Origin of the sequence: Cognataquiflexum rubidum (genome assembly GCF_022538115.1) — a bacterium.
GTDB classification, from domain to species: domain Bacteria; phylum Bacteroidota; class Bacteroidia; order Cytophagales; family Cyclobacteriaceae; genus Cognataquiflexum; species Cognataquiflexum rubidum.
Genome location: NZ_JAKZAL010000003.1, coordinates 129,264 through 144,649 on the forward strand (window position 1 = coordinate 129,264; position 15,386 = coordinate 144,649).

The following is a 15,386-nucleotide window of genomic DNA, read 5'->3' on the forward strand; positions in this document are numbered from 1 at the left end:
GGACTGAAGTTCGCTTGAGCCTGCTGTCGTCTGTGGACTATGGACTGAGGACTAATTGGCCTTGATATGGCCTTCTCTCTTATCCCCCTGCTTTGATATAAATCCAACCTGCTTCCTGCTTCATGACAAGTTCGATGATGGCAGCAGGGACAAATCCCGCCAAGGGCAGAAACTGCTCTTTTTTCATTTCCCTTTGCTTCAAAGTGTTTTCGCAGATAACAAAGACCACTCCTTTGTCCACCAATTTTTGCAGATCGCTTTCAAATGGGTTGTCCGTTTTGCTAAGCAAATCTATACCCATTCCATGGGTGACGACTTCGATTTTTGCATTTGGAGCTGCAGTGAGGACGTTATTGAGTTGTCTGATAAATTTCTTGTGGACTTCCTGTTCACCGTCCGTCAGTTGATAAAGGATTTTATGTTCAGCCGTGGAGACAACCTGCGCGGAGGCAATGGCGGTAAATACCATCAAAAGGAGCAATGTGAGGGAAGTTCGCATGTTTTTTTTCTGTTAAGCTACGGTTTATCTTGTTATTACTTCGTGATTTGAGTCACGGATTTGGGAGTTAACCTCAGAAATTGGCCATCAGACTCAGGATAAAATTCCTGCCCGGAGCAGCAATTCCCGAGCTGTAAGTCCTAAACCTGATATCGGTGATGTTTTCAAATCCGGCACTGATGGTCAGGAGCTTATGGGCTTGGTACATTCCTTTAAGGTTCAACGTTGCCCAAGAAGGACTATATGGGTTTCCATTGGCGTCGATAGCGTATAATTCGGGTTTCCCCCTTTCCTCAAGGGGAAGCTGTTCGAAAGAAAACCCACCGGAATATTCAGAAAATAGCTGAACAGTCAGTTTTTCCTTTCGGTATTCCAACCGGCTTACGCCAAAAGTCGGCGGGGCATGTCGGGTGGGACTTTGGCTTCCATCATCGGTTTCTTCTGTTCCTTTTTGGAGATTTAATCTTGAGGAAAAGGTCAGATTCATCGGTAATTTGATTTCCAAAGCTGCCTGTAATCCAAGGATTCGTACGAAAGCCGCATTTTGCAAAGCCAACACTTTGCTCATTTCCCCATCATACAGGATACTATCCATGCCATTGAGGGTGTACGCCCTTCTTACCAAGGCATTGTCCAAATGGGTATAATATCCGGTGAGGTCGATCATCATCCAATCCCCAAAAACCTTTCCCACATTGGCTTCCAGGTTATAGGCATATTCCGCGGTGATATCAGGATTTGGCACCATGACAGTTCCCGGCTCGGAATCAAAAACTTTTCCAATATCGTCTACATTCGGTGCGCGGAAACCAGTGGAGGCATTGACATGGACGGTCCAGTCCGGCGCTGGGGTGTAGACCCAGCCTGTACTTGCGGTGAGCGCGCCTTCCCTGTTGTTGCTTTGTTCAAAAGGAAAGGGATAAAAATCCAGGTTGTTACTGAAGTCGGCTTTCAATCCAAAGTAATTATACCTCAGTCCTGCCTGAATGAGTGATTTTGCTGTGAGTTTCTTTTGGTAGGAACCATAGGCGGCATAAGATTTCCATGTCGCATCGGGATACCTCGCAGGCCCTACCGAAATTTCCCCGGAACGGATATTTTCATCCTGCCCGGTCGATAGAACATCATTTTGAATCAGTTCCAGGCCGTAAAAAAGCTTAGCGTTTTTTGGGAAGGTCTTCAGAAAATCAAGGTTGACAGAATAAGCCATGACCTCTTCTGTTCTTGTTCGCCGGATAGGATCGTTGAAGTTCCGGTCAATCCTGCTTTCACCGAATTTTTGGAGGGCAAGATTCAAGGTCACCTGATCAAAGGCTTTGGAGTCAGAAGTGTATGAAATCTTCAGGTGGTTCATCATCCAAGACTGGGGCCCATATTTCCATTCTGCACTGCGGGGTTGGCCATTTGGCCTAAACCGGATCAACCTGTCATACCTCGAAAACGTGGAAGTCTCCGAATAATGGAATCCATATTGAAAATCCCATTTTTGATTGGGAGCGAATCTAATTTTTTGCATCAGGTTGAGTTGGTTGTAGCCTGAAGGTACCTGGATTTTGGGATTGGGATTTTCTACCAAAAGGTCTTGGTTGTTTTCGGTGACGACATAAGTTTGCCGCAAAAATTCCTCGGGACCATGGCTTCCCATCTTGAGGTCGTCAAAATTATGGCTACTCAGACTGGTGACGCCGGCCCATTTTTTAATTCCATATTTCAGGTGGACATGTCCTGTTTTTTCTTTGTTGGCAGTGCTGGTCCGGAGGGTAACATTGCCTGAAAGGTATTTTTTTTCTGCGATTTGGGCCTGCAGTGTTTGGAAGCCCATCACTGCCCCGATTGCATCAGAGCCATAGATGATGGATCCCGGACCAAAAAAGACTTCCGTACTTTCCGTAGCAAATGGATCCAAGGAGATCACGTTGTGGAGGTTACCGCTTCTGAAAATGGCGGTATTCATCCTGACACCGTCGACGGTATACAAAAGGCGGTTGGTCGAAAAACCCCTAATCATCGGACTTCCGCCTCCCTGTTGGCTTTTTTGAACAAAGACCTCACCCGAAATACCCAATAAGTCGGCGGCCGTTTGGGGGTTGAGGAGATTTCTTTCTTCGGTCGTAATGGTTGTAATTCTTGCAGGAATTTCCTGACGGGATTGACTCCATTTGGTGGCGGACACTACTGCTTGTTGCAGGGTAATTTCCGAGTGTTCTAGAAAAACCTGAAAACCTGCACTTTCAAGTTGGCTGTAGCTTTTGGAAACCGGGATATAGCCAAAAATCCGGATGTCAATTTTTTCCTGACCCTTGAAGGAGCTTATGTCGGCCTCACCCTGAGCATTGGTATGTACCATGAGTTTTGCTTTCGGGGAAGCGATGCTCACAAATTCCATCGGGATCTCAGAACCTGCCTCCCGGACCGAAAGTACCTGACCAAAGGCCGTATTGAATTGAAATAAAAACAAAAGCAATAATCCTGTTCTGAGCATTCTTATTAAAAATTCGCTCGGGAAGTTAGGTAACTTTTGAAAAAAATGAAGTGTAAATTATGTGAATGAAAATCTGTGACGGATTGGATTTCTTATAAATGAAGATGGCCCGGTGTCTCTCCGGGCCATCCCTATCAGGCTCTTCCTCTGAGCATCATGTCCCAATACATTCTTGGGAGTACATATTTTTTGAGCAGCCACATGCTGTATTGCTCTTTGCTGGTATCTACAAAAGTGGAGATGAGCGGGTCACTGTCTCTGACGTTGTCATATTTGAATTCTGCCAATACCATTTTGCTGTAGCCCGTTACCAAAGGGCAAGAGGAATAACCCTCATATTTCATTTCGCCTACTTTCTTGGTTTTCATCAGGTGGATCAAATTGCCTACCACCACAGGAGCTTGCTTTCTCACGGCAGCACCGGTTTTGGCAGTCGGCAAGGCGGCTACATCGCCTAAGGAAAAGACATTGGGAAATCTCAGGTGCTGAAGTGTATTGATGTCCACATCCACCCAACCTTTGCCCGGGCCTTCTTTCATGGAGATGGGGGAGTTCCTCACAAAATCCGGAGCCTGCTGTGGCGGGGCAATGTGAAGCATGTCATAATGAATGGTGATTTCGGTTTCCCCACTCATTTTTTCCATGATTCTGGCATCGAGTTTTTTGGAATATTCATTAAAGTCATCTTTGATATACTTGAATGTTATTTCTTGTTTTGCTCCGTCTATTTTGACAGGGGCATAGAATGTTTTGAGGATGATATCCCTGTCGGCGATGATTTTGGTGAGTGTTTTGGCAAAATCCGGAACTCCAAAGATTACTGTCCCGGGAGTAGCAAAGACCACCTTGGTCTTGTCCCGTACACCGGATCTCCTGAAATATTCCTCAGCCATGTACATGATTTTTTGTGGAGCACCTCCGCATTTGATTGGAGTGGTAGGCTGGGTAAATACGGCATTGCCGCCTTTGAAATTTTGCAGTACTTCCCAAGTATGGTTTGGATTGGTGTAATTACTACATACCACACCTTTGTCCATCACTTCAGATAGTCCGGGCAACAATTCGGGAGCCATGATCAGACCCGGTGCCAAAACCAAAAAATCATAAGTCAAATCTCCAGACTTGACTGTTTTCACAGTATTTTTTTCCGGGTTAAGATCGGTAGCCTTGTCTTTGACCCAAGTGACTCCTTTGGGAATATACCTGGCTTCTGACCTTTCCGTGTCTTCAAATTTGTATGTTCCCGCTCCCACCAAAGTCCAGGCAGGCTGGTAATAATGCTTTTCGGAAGGTTCTAGAATGGCTACCTGAAGGCTTTTATCTTTGTTTCGAAGCTGTGCAGCAACTGTGATTCCTGCTGTTCCTCCCCCAATGATCAATATCTGATAGTGGCTCATGGATATTTTGGTTTTGTGTACAATAAAAGTAGTATCCAAAAAAAATGGAAACAGTGATTTTAATCACATTTATCCAATGGGTTAATTTTTTTTTTCGGAGAAAAATCAAAACCCCAATCCATAAAAAGTCTATCAAAAACCAATCCCAAATTTGATTTTGGCCTTCAATACAAGGTTTTGTTGTCCAGCAAAACCCATTCTTTGAAAACCTGATTGGCTTCTTTCTTAGAAAGTTGGGAAAATGGGATTTTCCTTTTATTCAGAGGCAACTCCAATTCCTCATAAATAAACTGGTCATCGAAGCCTATTGCGGCAGCATCCTTCTTGGTATTGGCAAAAAATACCCTCTCCGGTCTCGCCCAATAAATGGCTCCAAGACACATAGGGCAAGGTTCACAGGAAGTATAGAGGTAACAGCCTTCCAATTGAAAACTTCCAAGGTTTTTGCAGGCATCCCTGATGGCGACCACTTCCGCATGGGCAGTAGGGTCATTGGTGTCCAAGACGGAGTTACATCCCTGACCGACTACCTTCCCGTCTTTTATAATAACACAGCCAAAAGGACCTCCTTTTCCCTGCACCATTCCTGTACGGGACAAGTCAATGGCCATTTTCATGAATTTTTCGTGGATTTCTTCCATGGGGATTTTTTTAAGTATCAAGTATCAAGTATCAAGAACCGAGAGGCAAGATCTGAGTACAAAGTATTAAGTACCAAGTATCAAGTACCAAGTACCATGATTCAAAAGTAGAGGATCAAGATTTCATTTCCGACCTGGTATCAGTTAACCAAATAAACAATTAACCAATAACCGAGAAACGAGAACTGGGTACCAAGTATCAAGAACCTAGTATCAAGTACCAACGGGATAAGATCAAGATTTCATTTCCGACCTGGTAACCGTTAACCAAATAACCTAATAGCCATTAACCAAATATCCGAGAGCCGAGAGGCAAGATCTGAGTACAAAGTATTAAGTACCAAGTATCAAGTATCAAGTACCAAGATTCAAAGGTATAAGATCAAGATTTCATTTCCGACCTGGTTTCAGTTAACCAAATAACCCAATAGCCAAATAACCCATTAACCATTAACCAAATAACCCATTAACCATTAACCAAATAACCCAATAACAATGACAACAATTACAACCACTACAACAATTACAACCCAATAACCCACCCCTCACCCAATCCACTTGCCCAAAAACTCCATAAAGGCATCTTTGTAATTTTCGCTGACGACAATCTGGGAATTTCCTATGTGGATGACGTTTCGCGAGACAGAGTCAATATGGTCAAGGTTGATGATAAACGAACGGTGGACGCGCATGAAGTTGTCGGATGGCAAAAGTTCCTCCATGCTTTTCATGCTAGTGAGGGAGAGTAGGGGATTTGGCTTGTCTTTCAAATGTACCTTGACATAGTCCTTGTAGGCTTCGATATGGGTGATGTCTTTGAGCATCACTTTGACGAGTTGGTATTCTACTTTGAGGAAAATGTAATCGACTTGTTTTTCGGATTCGACCTTGGCGATAGTGTTTTTTTTCTGGTTCTCAAAAAACTGGTACGCTTTGGTCGCTGCTTTTAAAAACTCTTCATAACTAAAGGGTTTGAGCAGATAATCCAATGCATCGACTTTGTATCCTTCGACAGCAAACTGGTTATAGGCCGTGGTAAAAATTATTTTTGGTTTTTTGGAGGTGGTCTTTCCGTCAAGAATCCGGGCCAATTCCATTCCTGAAAGGTCCGGCATCTGGATGTCCAAAAAAATCAGGTCAACCTCATTTTGATTGACATAACCCAAAGCCTGGATGGCATTGTCAAATTTGGATTGCAGGCTGAGAAATGAAGTCTGCTCTATGAATTTGGCAACCAAATCCAAAGCCAGAGGCTCATCATCTACCGCAATACATTTGATGGTCATGAGAGGTCAATTTTCAAAGTGATCCTAAATTGGTTTTCGGTGTTTTCCTGGTCAATGTCCAGTTTATATTTGCCCGGATAGAGAAGGTCAAGCCTTCTGATTGTATTGGTCATCCCGATTCCGCTTGCGCTTCCTTCGGGCGTATTTTCTGTTGATTTGAAAATCGTATTTTCAGTGTGTAGGACAAGGTAGTTTTTCTCCCTTGAAAGTGAAATAAGAATAACACTTTCTTTTTGCGAGCTGATGCCGTGCTTGAAGCAGTTTTCAATAAAAGGTAACAGCAGCATGGGTGCGATTTCGGCTTCTTCGATTTTTTCAGGGATCTGAAGGTCCAATTTTACTTTGCCTGTCAGCCTCAGTTTCATCAACTCGATAAAGTCTTTGATAAACTCATTTTCCTTGGTCAGAAGGGTTTGGTTTTTTTCGGTTTCATAGAGTACATACCGCATCATCCTGCTCAGTTTCAACAACGCCGTTTTGGCCTTTTCCACATCGATATTGGTCAGGGCGTAGATATTATTGAGTGTGTTGAAAAAGAAGTGTGGGTTGATCTGTGCTTTAAGGTAGGAAAGTTCAGAATTGATCTGCTGCTGCTGGAGTTCAAGTCTGATTTTTTCATCAGATTGCCATTTTTGGACCGCTACGATACTTGTACTGATCCCTACAGACATACTGAAAATCATAAAACTGAACAAATCATAGCGACTAAAGAAACTTGTTTTGGCTATATATGGGACGCCTGGTCTGAAAGCTTTGTGCATCAATTCAGGCATATTGGTGTATTGATCATATAAAACAAAAATGACCACATAGAACAATCCACCAAGAAGATTCAAGAATAAAAAGAGTGAAGTTTTGTTTTTGAACAATACTTTGGGGATCAGGTAGAAAAAATTGAAATAGAAGGTCAGTACAAGGGATGCAAACTGCAATACTTGCTTGATCCAATACTCATTGGGACGCTCAACCTCTGAGGTTAGTGGTGAAAGCAAAAAGATAACTGATCCAAATAGACTCCAACCCAATATATGGATGAGTAGAGGCAGACTTTTTTTGATAGTGATCTCCGGCATGATACAGATATTATGTAAATGTGATGTAAACTAATGGAAAGTTTTGCGGTTAAACCACAACAATCTACCAATCAGGCTATTTAGTCGCCCAAATGGGAGATTTGGAGGTTAAGTGCCAAAAATGAGTAAATAAATGGGTTTATCAGGCTTTCTATGCCTTTGGTCGATGCATTTCCACTCCCTATCTATTTGATTTTTTTTTGATTTGAATCAGATATTCCTTTGTTGGGTAATCTGTCCAAAAGACAACCACAAAATTTTAAATTGATGAAAACTGCAATCCAACTATTATTTGTTCTTCTCCTTACCATAGGAATCAATGTCTCCCCAGGACATGCCCAAGGATCAAAGCCTGAATATAAAATATCAGGAAAGGTTCTTGACAAATCCAACAACCAGCCTGTAGCGTATGCGGCAGTTTCCTTGTTAGACGCCGAAACACGTCAGAATGTAGCCGGTGCTGTTGCCGATTTTGACGGGGTATTCATTATCTCCGGTTTCAAAAACGGAAACTACCTTGTCCAGGTAACTTTTATGGGTTTTCAGGCCATTACTTCTGGACCACTAGCAGTGACGGATGAAAAAACGTCATTTGATCTTGGGTCTCTTTCCTTGGAACAGGAAGCTGTTGCCCTTCAGGAAGTCACTGTCATGGGACAGCGTGACCTGATTGAGGAGAAAGTGGACAGGACCATTTACAATGCAGAAAATGACAAAACCCTTATCGGCGGAGATGCCTCTGATGTATTGAGAAGAGTTCCTATGCTTTCAGTGGACATGGACGGAAACGTCTCTATGAGAGGAAGTTCAAGCATATTGGTCTTGTTAAACGGTAAGCAATCTGCTATAGTAGCAACCAACGTGGCTGAGGCATTGAAGCAGATTCCTGCCGAAGAAATCAAATCTGTGGAAGTGATTACTTCCCCATCTGCCAAATATGATGCAGAGGGTACAGGTGGTGTCATCAACATCATCACTAAGAAAAACAACATTCAGGGAGCTTCTTTGAACATCAATAGCAGTGTAGGATATAGAGGTTCTAACCTTGGATTGAATGCAAGTTTGAAGCAAAAGAAAATGTCTTGGACATTGGGAGGTTTTGGTAGATCAGGATACAATATCCTTGGCTTTTTCGAAAATCAACAATACATCACCAATGCCGATGGAACAACAAGAAACATTTCCCAATACGCCGACACCAGAAGCAATATGCTTTTTGGCAGGTATAACTTGGGTTGGGATTATGAAATCAACAAATATAACTTCTTGACTGCCTCAGTGAGTTATGGAGTCAGAAACATGAGAAACAGACAGGATGGTTTGTTGACAGATACTTATTTGGATGAGGTGTTGCAAAGTTCATTGTTAAGAGATGTCAATACAGACAACCTTTCAAACAACGTGGACCTGAACTTCAACTACACCAAGTCTTACGAGAAAAAAGGTAAGGAATTCAGTATCTCCGGTTTGTTCAGCCAGAATAACCTGACCAACGACTTCATCAACAGCCAATTCGATAGCAATTTTGAAAACATATCAAGCAGGATCAAAAACCTTAACTCCGGTACCAACCGTGAATTTACACTCCAATTGGATTATGTAACTCCTTTGGCTGAAAATCAGATTCTGGAATACGGAGCAAAAAATATCCTGAGAAAAGCTGTCAGTGACTTCGCTTATTTCACAGCCGAAGGTGCAGATGGTGAATTTGTAGAAGTGGATGACGTGACCTTCTCCAACGAATTCAGCTATGATCAGAATGTGACTGCGGCTTATGCGTCTTACACCACTAATTTCCTCAAGAAGTATGCCTTCAAAGGAGGTATGAGGTATGAATACACCAGCATTGCTGCGGATTTCTCTAACTCAGAACTTGACGGTGAGATTCCTTCTTTTGGCGTTTGGGTTCCAAGTTTGAACTTGAGCAGGAAATTGGAAAAAGGAAATATGATCAAAGCGGCCTACAACAGAAGGGTGCAGAGACCATCTTTGAATTTCCTGAATCCCAACATCAATGCCGCAAACCCGCAGCAGGTTTCTCAAGGTAACCCGTTGTTGGAGCCTGAGTTGACAGATAATTATGAAATGTCATATAGCACCTTCTTCAAAGGCTCAAACTTGAATTTCACTACCTACTTCAGAAATACAACAGGTTCTATCCAGCCTGTGAGGACGGTGAGACAGGACGATATCATTTTCACAACCTATGAAAACATCGGACAGGAAAAAGCCTACGGATTGTCAGTGTTTGCCAATGTCAACCTTTCAGGCAAGTTTTCTGTCAACGGTAGTGTGGAAGGATATTTCGCACAATTGGATAACGGTCTGACCGATCCCTTGTATGCAGCATCCAATGACGGTTTTGTATTCAGCGGAAGAATATTTGCAAACTATACATTACCAAAAGATTGGCAGGTACAGGCTTTCACTTTCCAAAGAGGAAGAAGGGTTGAATTGCAAGGAACTTCAGGCGGATTCGGTGTATATGGTTTGAACTTCAACAAATCATTCAATGAAAAAAGAGGTTCGATCGGTTTTGGTGCTGAAAACTTCTTTACCAAAGTATTTACCATCGACAATGAGTTGATCACGCCAACAATCATGCAACAGAGTACAGTTGGTTTGAAAAACATGAATTTCAAGATCAACTTCAACTATAGAATAGGGAAACTGTCAGTCGACGGACCTTCAAGAAAAAAGAAAAGAGGAGTGACCAACGACGATCTTAAAGAAGGTGGCGACGGCAACAGCGGTGCAGCCACCGGCGGAAATAATTAATAATAGTTAAATGATTGGGTAATAGTTATTAATTAACCGCTAGGTTTTGCCTAGCGGTTTTTTTGTTTTTTTTGATATTATGTAAATCCGCTCTTTTGCCACCATCGCTATTTAAAAAATAACCTCGACTTCGCTCGGCCACCGGATATTGAATGAGGACTAGGAAGGGAGGAAAATGCGGCGCAGTCGCATTTTCCTCCCTTCCTCTAAAAACAAAACCATCGGGCACCGAGCGAAGTCGAGGTGTAAATCAAAATAAAATTAGGCCATTGGTGTCATTGCAGACAATCATATTAGATAGAATGGTCAGAAACCATTTGGCATTGACTTTCCCCAGAGATTTTCAAAAGAAACAGACATAAAAAAACCACTCGGTCTACCCAAGTGGTTTTTATAATTTTATTTCTCTTCTTCGAACTTCCTACCTCTTACTTTCTACCTTTTACCTCCAACTTCCTAACTTCCCAACTTCCTAACTTCCCAACTTCCTAACTTCCCAACTTCCTACTTATACATCACCTTCTTCACAGCCTCGATGGTCCTCTTTACATTTGGCAAGGTTGCTTCAATATAAGTAGGGGAATAGCTCAAAGGGATGTCCATGGAGTTGACCCTGATAACAGGCGCATCAAGATAGTCAAAGGCATTTCTTTGGATATGGTAAGCGAGTTCTGAAGAAAGCCCTGCAATTGGGTTGGCTTCTTCCACAACTACACACCTGTTGGTTTTCTTTACAGATTCCAGGCAAGTAGCATAATCTATCGGCCTGACAGTTCTCAAATCTATGATTTCTGCTTCGATACCTTCTTTTGCCAATTCATCAGCAGCTTCAAATACCACTTTCATCATTTTACCAAATGAAATGATCGTGACATCTTTTCCTTTTCTTTTGACGTCAGCGACACCGATAGGCAATAAATATTCTCCTTCAGGAACTTCACCTTTGTCACTGTACATCAATTCAGATTCCATAAAGATCACAGGATCCGGATCCCTGATGGCAGCTTTCATCAAGCCTTTTGCATCATAGGGATTAGAAGGAACAATCACTTTCAGTCCAGGAGTATTTGCAAACCAGTTTTCAAAATTTGAAGAGTGAGTGGCACCAAGTTGACCGGCATTTCCTGTTGGTCCTCTGAATACGATCGGAACACTATAGGCTCCACCTGACATGGAAAGCATCTTGGCCGCAGAGTTGACGATCTGATCTATCGCAACCAACGAAAAGTTGAATGTCATGAATTCGATGATGGGCTTGAGGCCATTCATGGCTGCTCCTACTCCCAAACCCGCAAAACCAAGTTCTGCGATCGGGGTATCAATCACCCTATCCGGACCAAACTCATCCAACATTCCTTGGGATACCTTGTAGGCGCCGTTGTATTCTGCCACTTCTTCGCCCATCAGAAACACGTTTTTATCGCGTCTCATTTCTTCGGACATGGCTTCTCTTAATGCTTCTCTAAATTGAATAACTCTCATTTTAAACAGTATTTGCGCTCGCAAAAATAGGAAGTAATCCCTCAAATCCAAAACAACCTTTGGTTTGAGGACCTATATTTTAAGAATGGTTTTTTGGTAAGGAATCGGCTCTTGGATTATTGTTTTTCAGGCTTGGTGACAGGCTTGCCGGATTCTACCCAATTATTCAAACCGCCTTCGAGCATGTATATCTTTGTGAACCCAAGTTCTTTCATTTTCTCTGTAGCTGGAATGGTTCTCTTTGCAGACCTGCAATAGACATAATAGGTTTTCTTTTTGTTGAGTTTGCCGACTTCTTCCTCAAAGTTACCTCCTGTCCAATTGATGAAAGTTGCCCCTTCGATATGCCCCTCTGCGATTTCTTCCGGGGTTCGGATATCCAATATCACTGCCTTTTTACCTTTGTGGCCTTTGATGTCAAATTCAGCAGGGCTGAGTTTAGGAGCTCCTTCCTGAGCATGGGATACTTTCGGTAAAGCAAGGAAAAGGGTCAGGACCATCAGCGTCCAAACTGATTTTACCCAAGTGGTTTTATTGTTCATGAATTTTTGGTGTTTGATTTTTTAGGATTTCTTTAGGTATGTGCGCTATCTTGCCCCTAGCCATTATAGAACTCGGAAGGTCTACAATTGATTGGCTCCGCCTCGGCGGACAAGTGTGGACTGTCGACTTTGGTCTAATTATCCGTAGCATTGATCTTGAACATAAGCCTGTGTCAAAATAGGGATAATCATATTTCTTTATTTCTTTAGCAACGAATTTACTGATTAAAAAATTTAAATATTCCAAAATGAAGAAAATCGGCCTTATTTCCGATTCCCATGGTTACCTGGACGAGATTGTGACCGGCCATTTGGCGGATGTCGATGAAATATGGCATGCCGGGGATATCGGTGACCTGTCTATTTTGAATATCCTTCCGCGGGATAAGGTATTGAGAATCATCACCGGAAATATTGATGACCAAGAGGCAAGAAGCGGATATCCTGAAGAATTATGGTTTGAAGTTGACGGCCTCAAAGTAGGAATGATTCATATCGGAGGAAAACCTCCTCAATATGCTAAAGGAGTCAAAAACCTCATCCGACAGCACGGTGTGCACCTGTTTGTTTGCGGGCATTCCCATGTCTGTAAGGTGGAATTTGACAGAAACCTGAATTGCCTTTACATGAATCCCGGGGCTGTTGGTCAGTCAGGTTTTCATATTGTGAGGACAATGTTGCTTTTTGAGATTGAAAACGGCAAGATTCAAAACCTCAGGGTGGTGGAATTGGGGAAAAGAGGACGGGGTTAAAGGTTTATTGGTTATTTGTTTAACTGTATTGCAGAAAACTTGTCTTATTTCATGAAGAAAGGTTCAAATAAAAAAACATTCATGTTAAGAGTACATTCCATTTATCAGATTTAAACAATTAACCCTTTAACCAAATAACCAATAACCATTAACCAAATAACCATTAACCAAATAACCAATAACCAAATAACCCTTTAACCAATAACCATCCAATAAAAAAAGGCAACGAGTCCATCGTTGCCTTTTTTATTTCTTGTGAAAGAAAAGTAAAATAGGATTAAGCGAAGTTCTTTTTCAATTCTTCGATGTCAACATTTTTGATTACCGGCTTGGCACTCAACTGTTTGATCTTAATCACTCTTGTATTTTGCTTAAGTCTCTTTCTTTTCAATTTTCTTTTTAAAGCAGTAACTCCCATCGTCTTATTCTTTATGTGAACGCAAATGAAGCGCAAAATTAAGATAAAAATTTGATTTTGCTTAACTTTGGTCAAAATTAATGTAAAAGATGGCTGTCCAAAAACCAAGTTTGCCAAAAGGAACCCGTGATTTCGGTCCGCTCCAAATGGCAAGGAGAAATTTCATTTTAGATACAATCAAAGATACATTCAGGCTTTTTGGTTTTCAGCAGATCGAAACTCCCGCCATGGAAAACCTCAGTACGCTGACAGGAAAATATGGCGATGAGGGAGATCAGTTGCTTTTTAAAATATTGAACAGTGGAGATTTCATCAAAGATGTCAATGCGGAAGACCTCCTGTCCGGAAGTTCCCAAGTATTGCCGAAAGTAGCTGAAAAAGGCCTCCGGTATGACTTGACGGTTCCTTTTGCACGGTACGTGGTGATGAAAAGAAATGACATTTCTTTTCCATTCAAGCGTTTTCAGATCCAGCCTGTTTGGAGAGCGGATCGGCCACAAAGAGGGAGATACAGAGAGTTTTACCAATGTGATGCCGATGTGGTAGGCACGGACAGTTTGGTATGTGAGCTTGAAATCCTGTTGATGATCAAGCGGGTATTTGGGAAACTTGGTATCACAGATTATGATATCAAAGTCAACAACCGAAAAATCCTGACCGGAATCTCTGAAGTGATCGGTGAAAAAGGGAGAGAAGGAGAATTGTGCGTCGCCATCGATAAATTGGATAAAATAGGTTGGGAAAAAGTACAGGAGGAGTTGGCACAAAGGAATTTTGGGCAAGATTCCATTTCCAAATTGGAGCCGATTATCAGTCTCAAACAAAACAATGCAGACAAACTCAATTTTCTAAAGGATTTTTTGAGTTCCTCCGAAACCGGATTAAAGGGAATCGCCGAACTCGAAGAAGTTTTGGATTTGTTGCATAAATACGGAGAATCCGAAGCCCATGTAGATTTCGACGTGGTGTTGGCTAGAGGCCTGACTTATTATACAGGCGCCATATTCGAAGTCAAAGTTAATCATGTCACTATCGGATCGGTAAGTGGAGGAGGAAGGTACGACAACCTTACCGGGGTTTTTGGTTTGGAAGGTGTATCAGGTGTGGGATTCTCTTTTGGAGTGGACAGGCTATATGATGTAATGGATGAGCTTGGGATTTTTCCTGAAAGCAATTTGGATAAAACCAAAGTGCTGATTACCCATTTTGACGAAAAAGGATTTGAATACGGGCTTCAAATCCTTCAAAAATTAAGGTCAGCTGGTGTTTCTTCAGAATTGTTTCCCGAAATCGGGAAAATCAAAAAGCAACTGACCTATGCGGACAAAAAGCAGATTCCTTTTGTCATCATTTTGGGGGATAACGAAATCCAACAGGGAAACATCAGCCTTAAAAACCTAAATTCCGGCACACAGGAGACTATCAGTATAGATAGAGCCATCGAAATCCTCATCAACAGTTAACCCAACAACCAAATAACCAACAACCAAATAACCAATAACCAAATAACCAATAACCCCACAACCAATAACCAAATAACCAATAACCAATAACCAACAACCAAATAACCAATAACCAAATAACCCAAACCCCTAATTCACTTCCAGGATAGAATTGATAGGGATATGGGTATTGCATTTCAATGAAATAAATCTGTCTCCGACCGCCCAAACGGTCGTGCTGACCTGATAGGTATTTCCCACAGCATCTTCAAAAACAATTGTTGATTTGCTGCGGAGAAGATTTCCTATAGCCTGCGCCCGCATGAGATCAAAAGTCCTTCGCCTTCTCGCCATGTCATCCTCTAGAACCTCCTTACCGGAGAACCGGAGTTCGCTTATTTTTTCTTTTTCTATTTTCTCGATTGTTTTCATAGGAATAAGAATAATAATGTGAATATACAGACTATCAATCGATCAATTCTTCCAAAATGTTTCAAGCTGTTCATTTAATTTGTTAATCGTTAAGATTAAAAGAATTAAATTTTGTACATGCTGCTCATAGCTTTCATGCACCCAAATGGCCTGATTTCTTTT

The 15,386-nt window shown here is 41.9% G+C and carries 12 protein-coding genes; 3 read left to right on the top strand and 9 right to left on the bottom strand.

The window, feature by feature from the left end; genetic code table 11:
- Nucleotides 1–79: 79 nt before the first annotated feature.
- The 6 genes from MMU05_RS04720 to MMU05_RS04745 form a co-directional block, all read right to left on the bottom strand.
- Nucleotides 80–499, bottom strand: coding sequence for a DsrE family protein (locus tag MMU05_RS04720; RefSeq protein WP_241140522.1), 420 nt, complete (start codon nucleotides 497–499; stop codon nucleotides 80–82).
- A gap of 73 nt (nucleotides 500–572) precedes the next feature.
- On the bottom strand, nucleotides 573–2,981 hold the full coding sequence (locus MMU05_RS04725; protein ID WP_241140523.1) for a TonB-dependent receptor plug domain-containing protein: 2,409 nt from the start codon (nucleotides 2,979–2,981) through the stop codon (nucleotides 573–575).
- Between the two features lie 134 nt (nucleotides 2,982–3,115).
- Nucleotides 3,116–4,378, bottom strand: a complete 1,263-nt coding sequence (locus MMU05_RS04730; RefSeq protein ID WP_241140524.1) for an NAD(P)/FAD-dependent oxidoreductase — start codon at nucleotides 4,376–4,378, stop codon at nucleotides 3,116–3,118.
- Nucleotides 4,379–4,542: 164 nt separating this feature from the next.
- Nucleotides 4,543–5,019, bottom strand: a complete 477-nt coding sequence (locus tag MMU05_RS04735; RefSeq protein ID WP_241140525.1) for a nucleoside deaminase — start codon at nucleotides 5,017–5,019, stop codon at nucleotides 4,543–4,545.
- A 545-nt stretch (nucleotides 5,020–5,564) separates the two neighbouring features.
- The gene (locus MMU05_RS04740) at nucleotides 5,565–6,305 is read right to left on the bottom strand and encodes a LytR/AlgR family response regulator transcription factor (protein ID WP_241140526.1); all 741 of its coding nucleotides are present in this window, start codon (nucleotides 6,303–6,305) and stop codon (nucleotides 5,565–5,567) included.
- The gene (locus tag MMU05_RS04745; RefSeq protein WP_241140527.1) at nucleotides 6,302–7,378 is read right to left on the bottom strand and encodes a sensor histidine kinase; all 1,077 of its coding nucleotides are present in this window, start codon (nucleotides 7,376–7,378) and stop codon (nucleotides 6,302–6,304) included. The genes MMU05_RS04740 and MMU05_RS04745 overlap by 4 nt, the downstream gene beginning before the upstream one ends.
- Before the next feature lie 267 nt (nucleotides 7,379–7,645).
- Between MMU05_RS04745 and MMU05_RS04750 the strand changes: the two genes are divergently transcribed.
- Nucleotides 7,646–10,156 carry a TonB-dependent receptor gene (locus MMU05_RS04750; RefSeq protein WP_241140528.1) on the top strand — a complete coding sequence of 837 codons (2,511 nt, stop codon included), beginning with the start codon at nucleotides 7,646–7,648 and terminating at the stop codon, nucleotides 10,154–10,156.
- Between the two features lie 504 nt (nucleotides 10,157–10,660).
- On the opposite strand, the gene MMU05_RS04755 is transcribed toward MMU05_RS04750, so the two are convergent.
- On the bottom strand, nucleotides 10,661–11,638 hold the full coding sequence (locus tag MMU05_RS04755; RefSeq protein WP_241140529.1) for a pyruvate dehydrogenase complex E1 component subunit beta: 978 nt from the start codon (nucleotides 11,636–11,638) through the stop codon (nucleotides 10,661–10,663).
- Nucleotides 11,639–11,754: 116 nt separating this feature from the next.
- On the bottom strand, nucleotides 11,755–12,180 hold the full coding sequence (locus MMU05_RS04760; protein ID WP_241140530.1) for a rhodanese-like domain-containing protein: 426 nt from the start codon (nucleotides 12,178–12,180) through the stop codon (nucleotides 11,755–11,757).
- Nucleotides 12,181–12,428: 248 nt separating this feature from the next.
- Here MMU05_RS04760 and MMU05_RS04765 point away from each other — a divergent pair, with 248 nt between their 5' ends.
- Both MMU05_RS04765 and hisS read left to right on the top strand, forming a co-directional pair.
- On the top strand, nucleotides 12,429–12,932 hold the full coding sequence (locus MMU05_RS04765; RefSeq protein ID WP_241140531.1) for a metallophosphoesterase family protein: 504 nt from the start codon (nucleotides 12,429–12,431) through the stop codon (nucleotides 12,930–12,932).
- A gap of 507 nt (nucleotides 12,933–13,439) precedes the next feature.
- A complete protein-coding gene (hisS, locus tag MMU05_RS04770; protein WP_241140532.1) occupies nucleotides 13,440–14,813 on the top strand; it encodes a histidine--tRNA ligase in 1,374 nt (457 codons plus the stop codon).
- A gap of 129 nt (nucleotides 14,814–14,942) precedes the next feature.
- Here the strand turns inward: hisS and MMU05_RS04775 are convergent, their stop codons facing one another.
- Nucleotides 14,943–15,224: a hypothetical protein gene (locus tag MMU05_RS04775; protein ID WP_241140533.1), complete on the bottom strand. Its 282-nt coding sequence runs from the start codon at nucleotides 15,222–15,224 to the stop codon at nucleotides 14,943–14,945.
- Nucleotides 15,225–15,386: the final 162 nt, after the last annotated feature.

Bases quoted from the DNA above. Each gene is read 5' to 3' on its own strand.
- MMU05_RS04755 (WP_241140529.1), bottom strand. From the start codon at position 11,638: ATGAGAGTTATTCAATTTAGAGAAGCATTAAGAGAAGCCATGTCCGAA.
- MMU05_RS04760 (WP_241140530.1), bottom strand. From the start codon at position 12,180: ATGAACAATAAAACCACTTGGGTAAAATCAGTTTGGACGCTGATGGTC.
- MMU05_RS04735 (WP_241140525.1), bottom strand. From the start codon at position 5,019: ATGGAAGAAATCCACGAAAAATTCATGAAAATGGCCATTGACTTGTCC.
- MMU05_RS04775 (WP_241140533.1), bottom strand. From the start codon at position 15,224: ATGAAAACAATCGAGAAAATAGAAAAAGAAAAAATAAGCGAACTCCGG.
- MMU05_RS04745 (WP_241140527.1), bottom strand. From the start codon at position 7,378: ATGCCGGAGATCACTATCAAAAAAAGTCTGCCTCTACTCATCCATATA.
- MMU05_RS04725 (WP_241140523.1), bottom strand. From the start codon at position 2,981: ATGCTCAGAACAGGATTATTGCTTTTGTTTTTATTTCAATTCAATACG.
- MMU05_RS04750 (WP_241140528.1), top strand. From the start codon at position 7,646: ATGAAAACTGCAATCCAACTATTATTTGTTCTTCTCCTTACCATAGGA.
- MMU05_RS04740 (WP_241140526.1), bottom strand. From the start codon at position 6,305: ATGACCATCAAATGTATTGCGGTAGATGATGAGCCTCTGGCTTTGGAT.
- hisS (WP_241140532.1), top strand. From the start codon at position 13,440: ATGGCTGTCCAAAAACCAAGTTTGCCAAAAGGAACCCGTGATTTCGGT.
- MMU05_RS04730 (WP_241140524.1), bottom strand. From the start codon at position 4,378: ATGAGCCACTATCAGATATTGATCATTGGGGGAGGAACAGCAGGAATC.
- MMU05_RS04720 (WP_241140522.1), bottom strand. From the start codon at position 499: ATGCGAACTTCCCTCACATTGCTCCTTTTGATGGTATTTACCGCCATT.
- MMU05_RS04765 (WP_241140531.1), top strand. From the start codon at position 12,429: ATGAAGAAAATCGGCCTTATTTCCGATTCCCATGGTTACCTGGACGAG.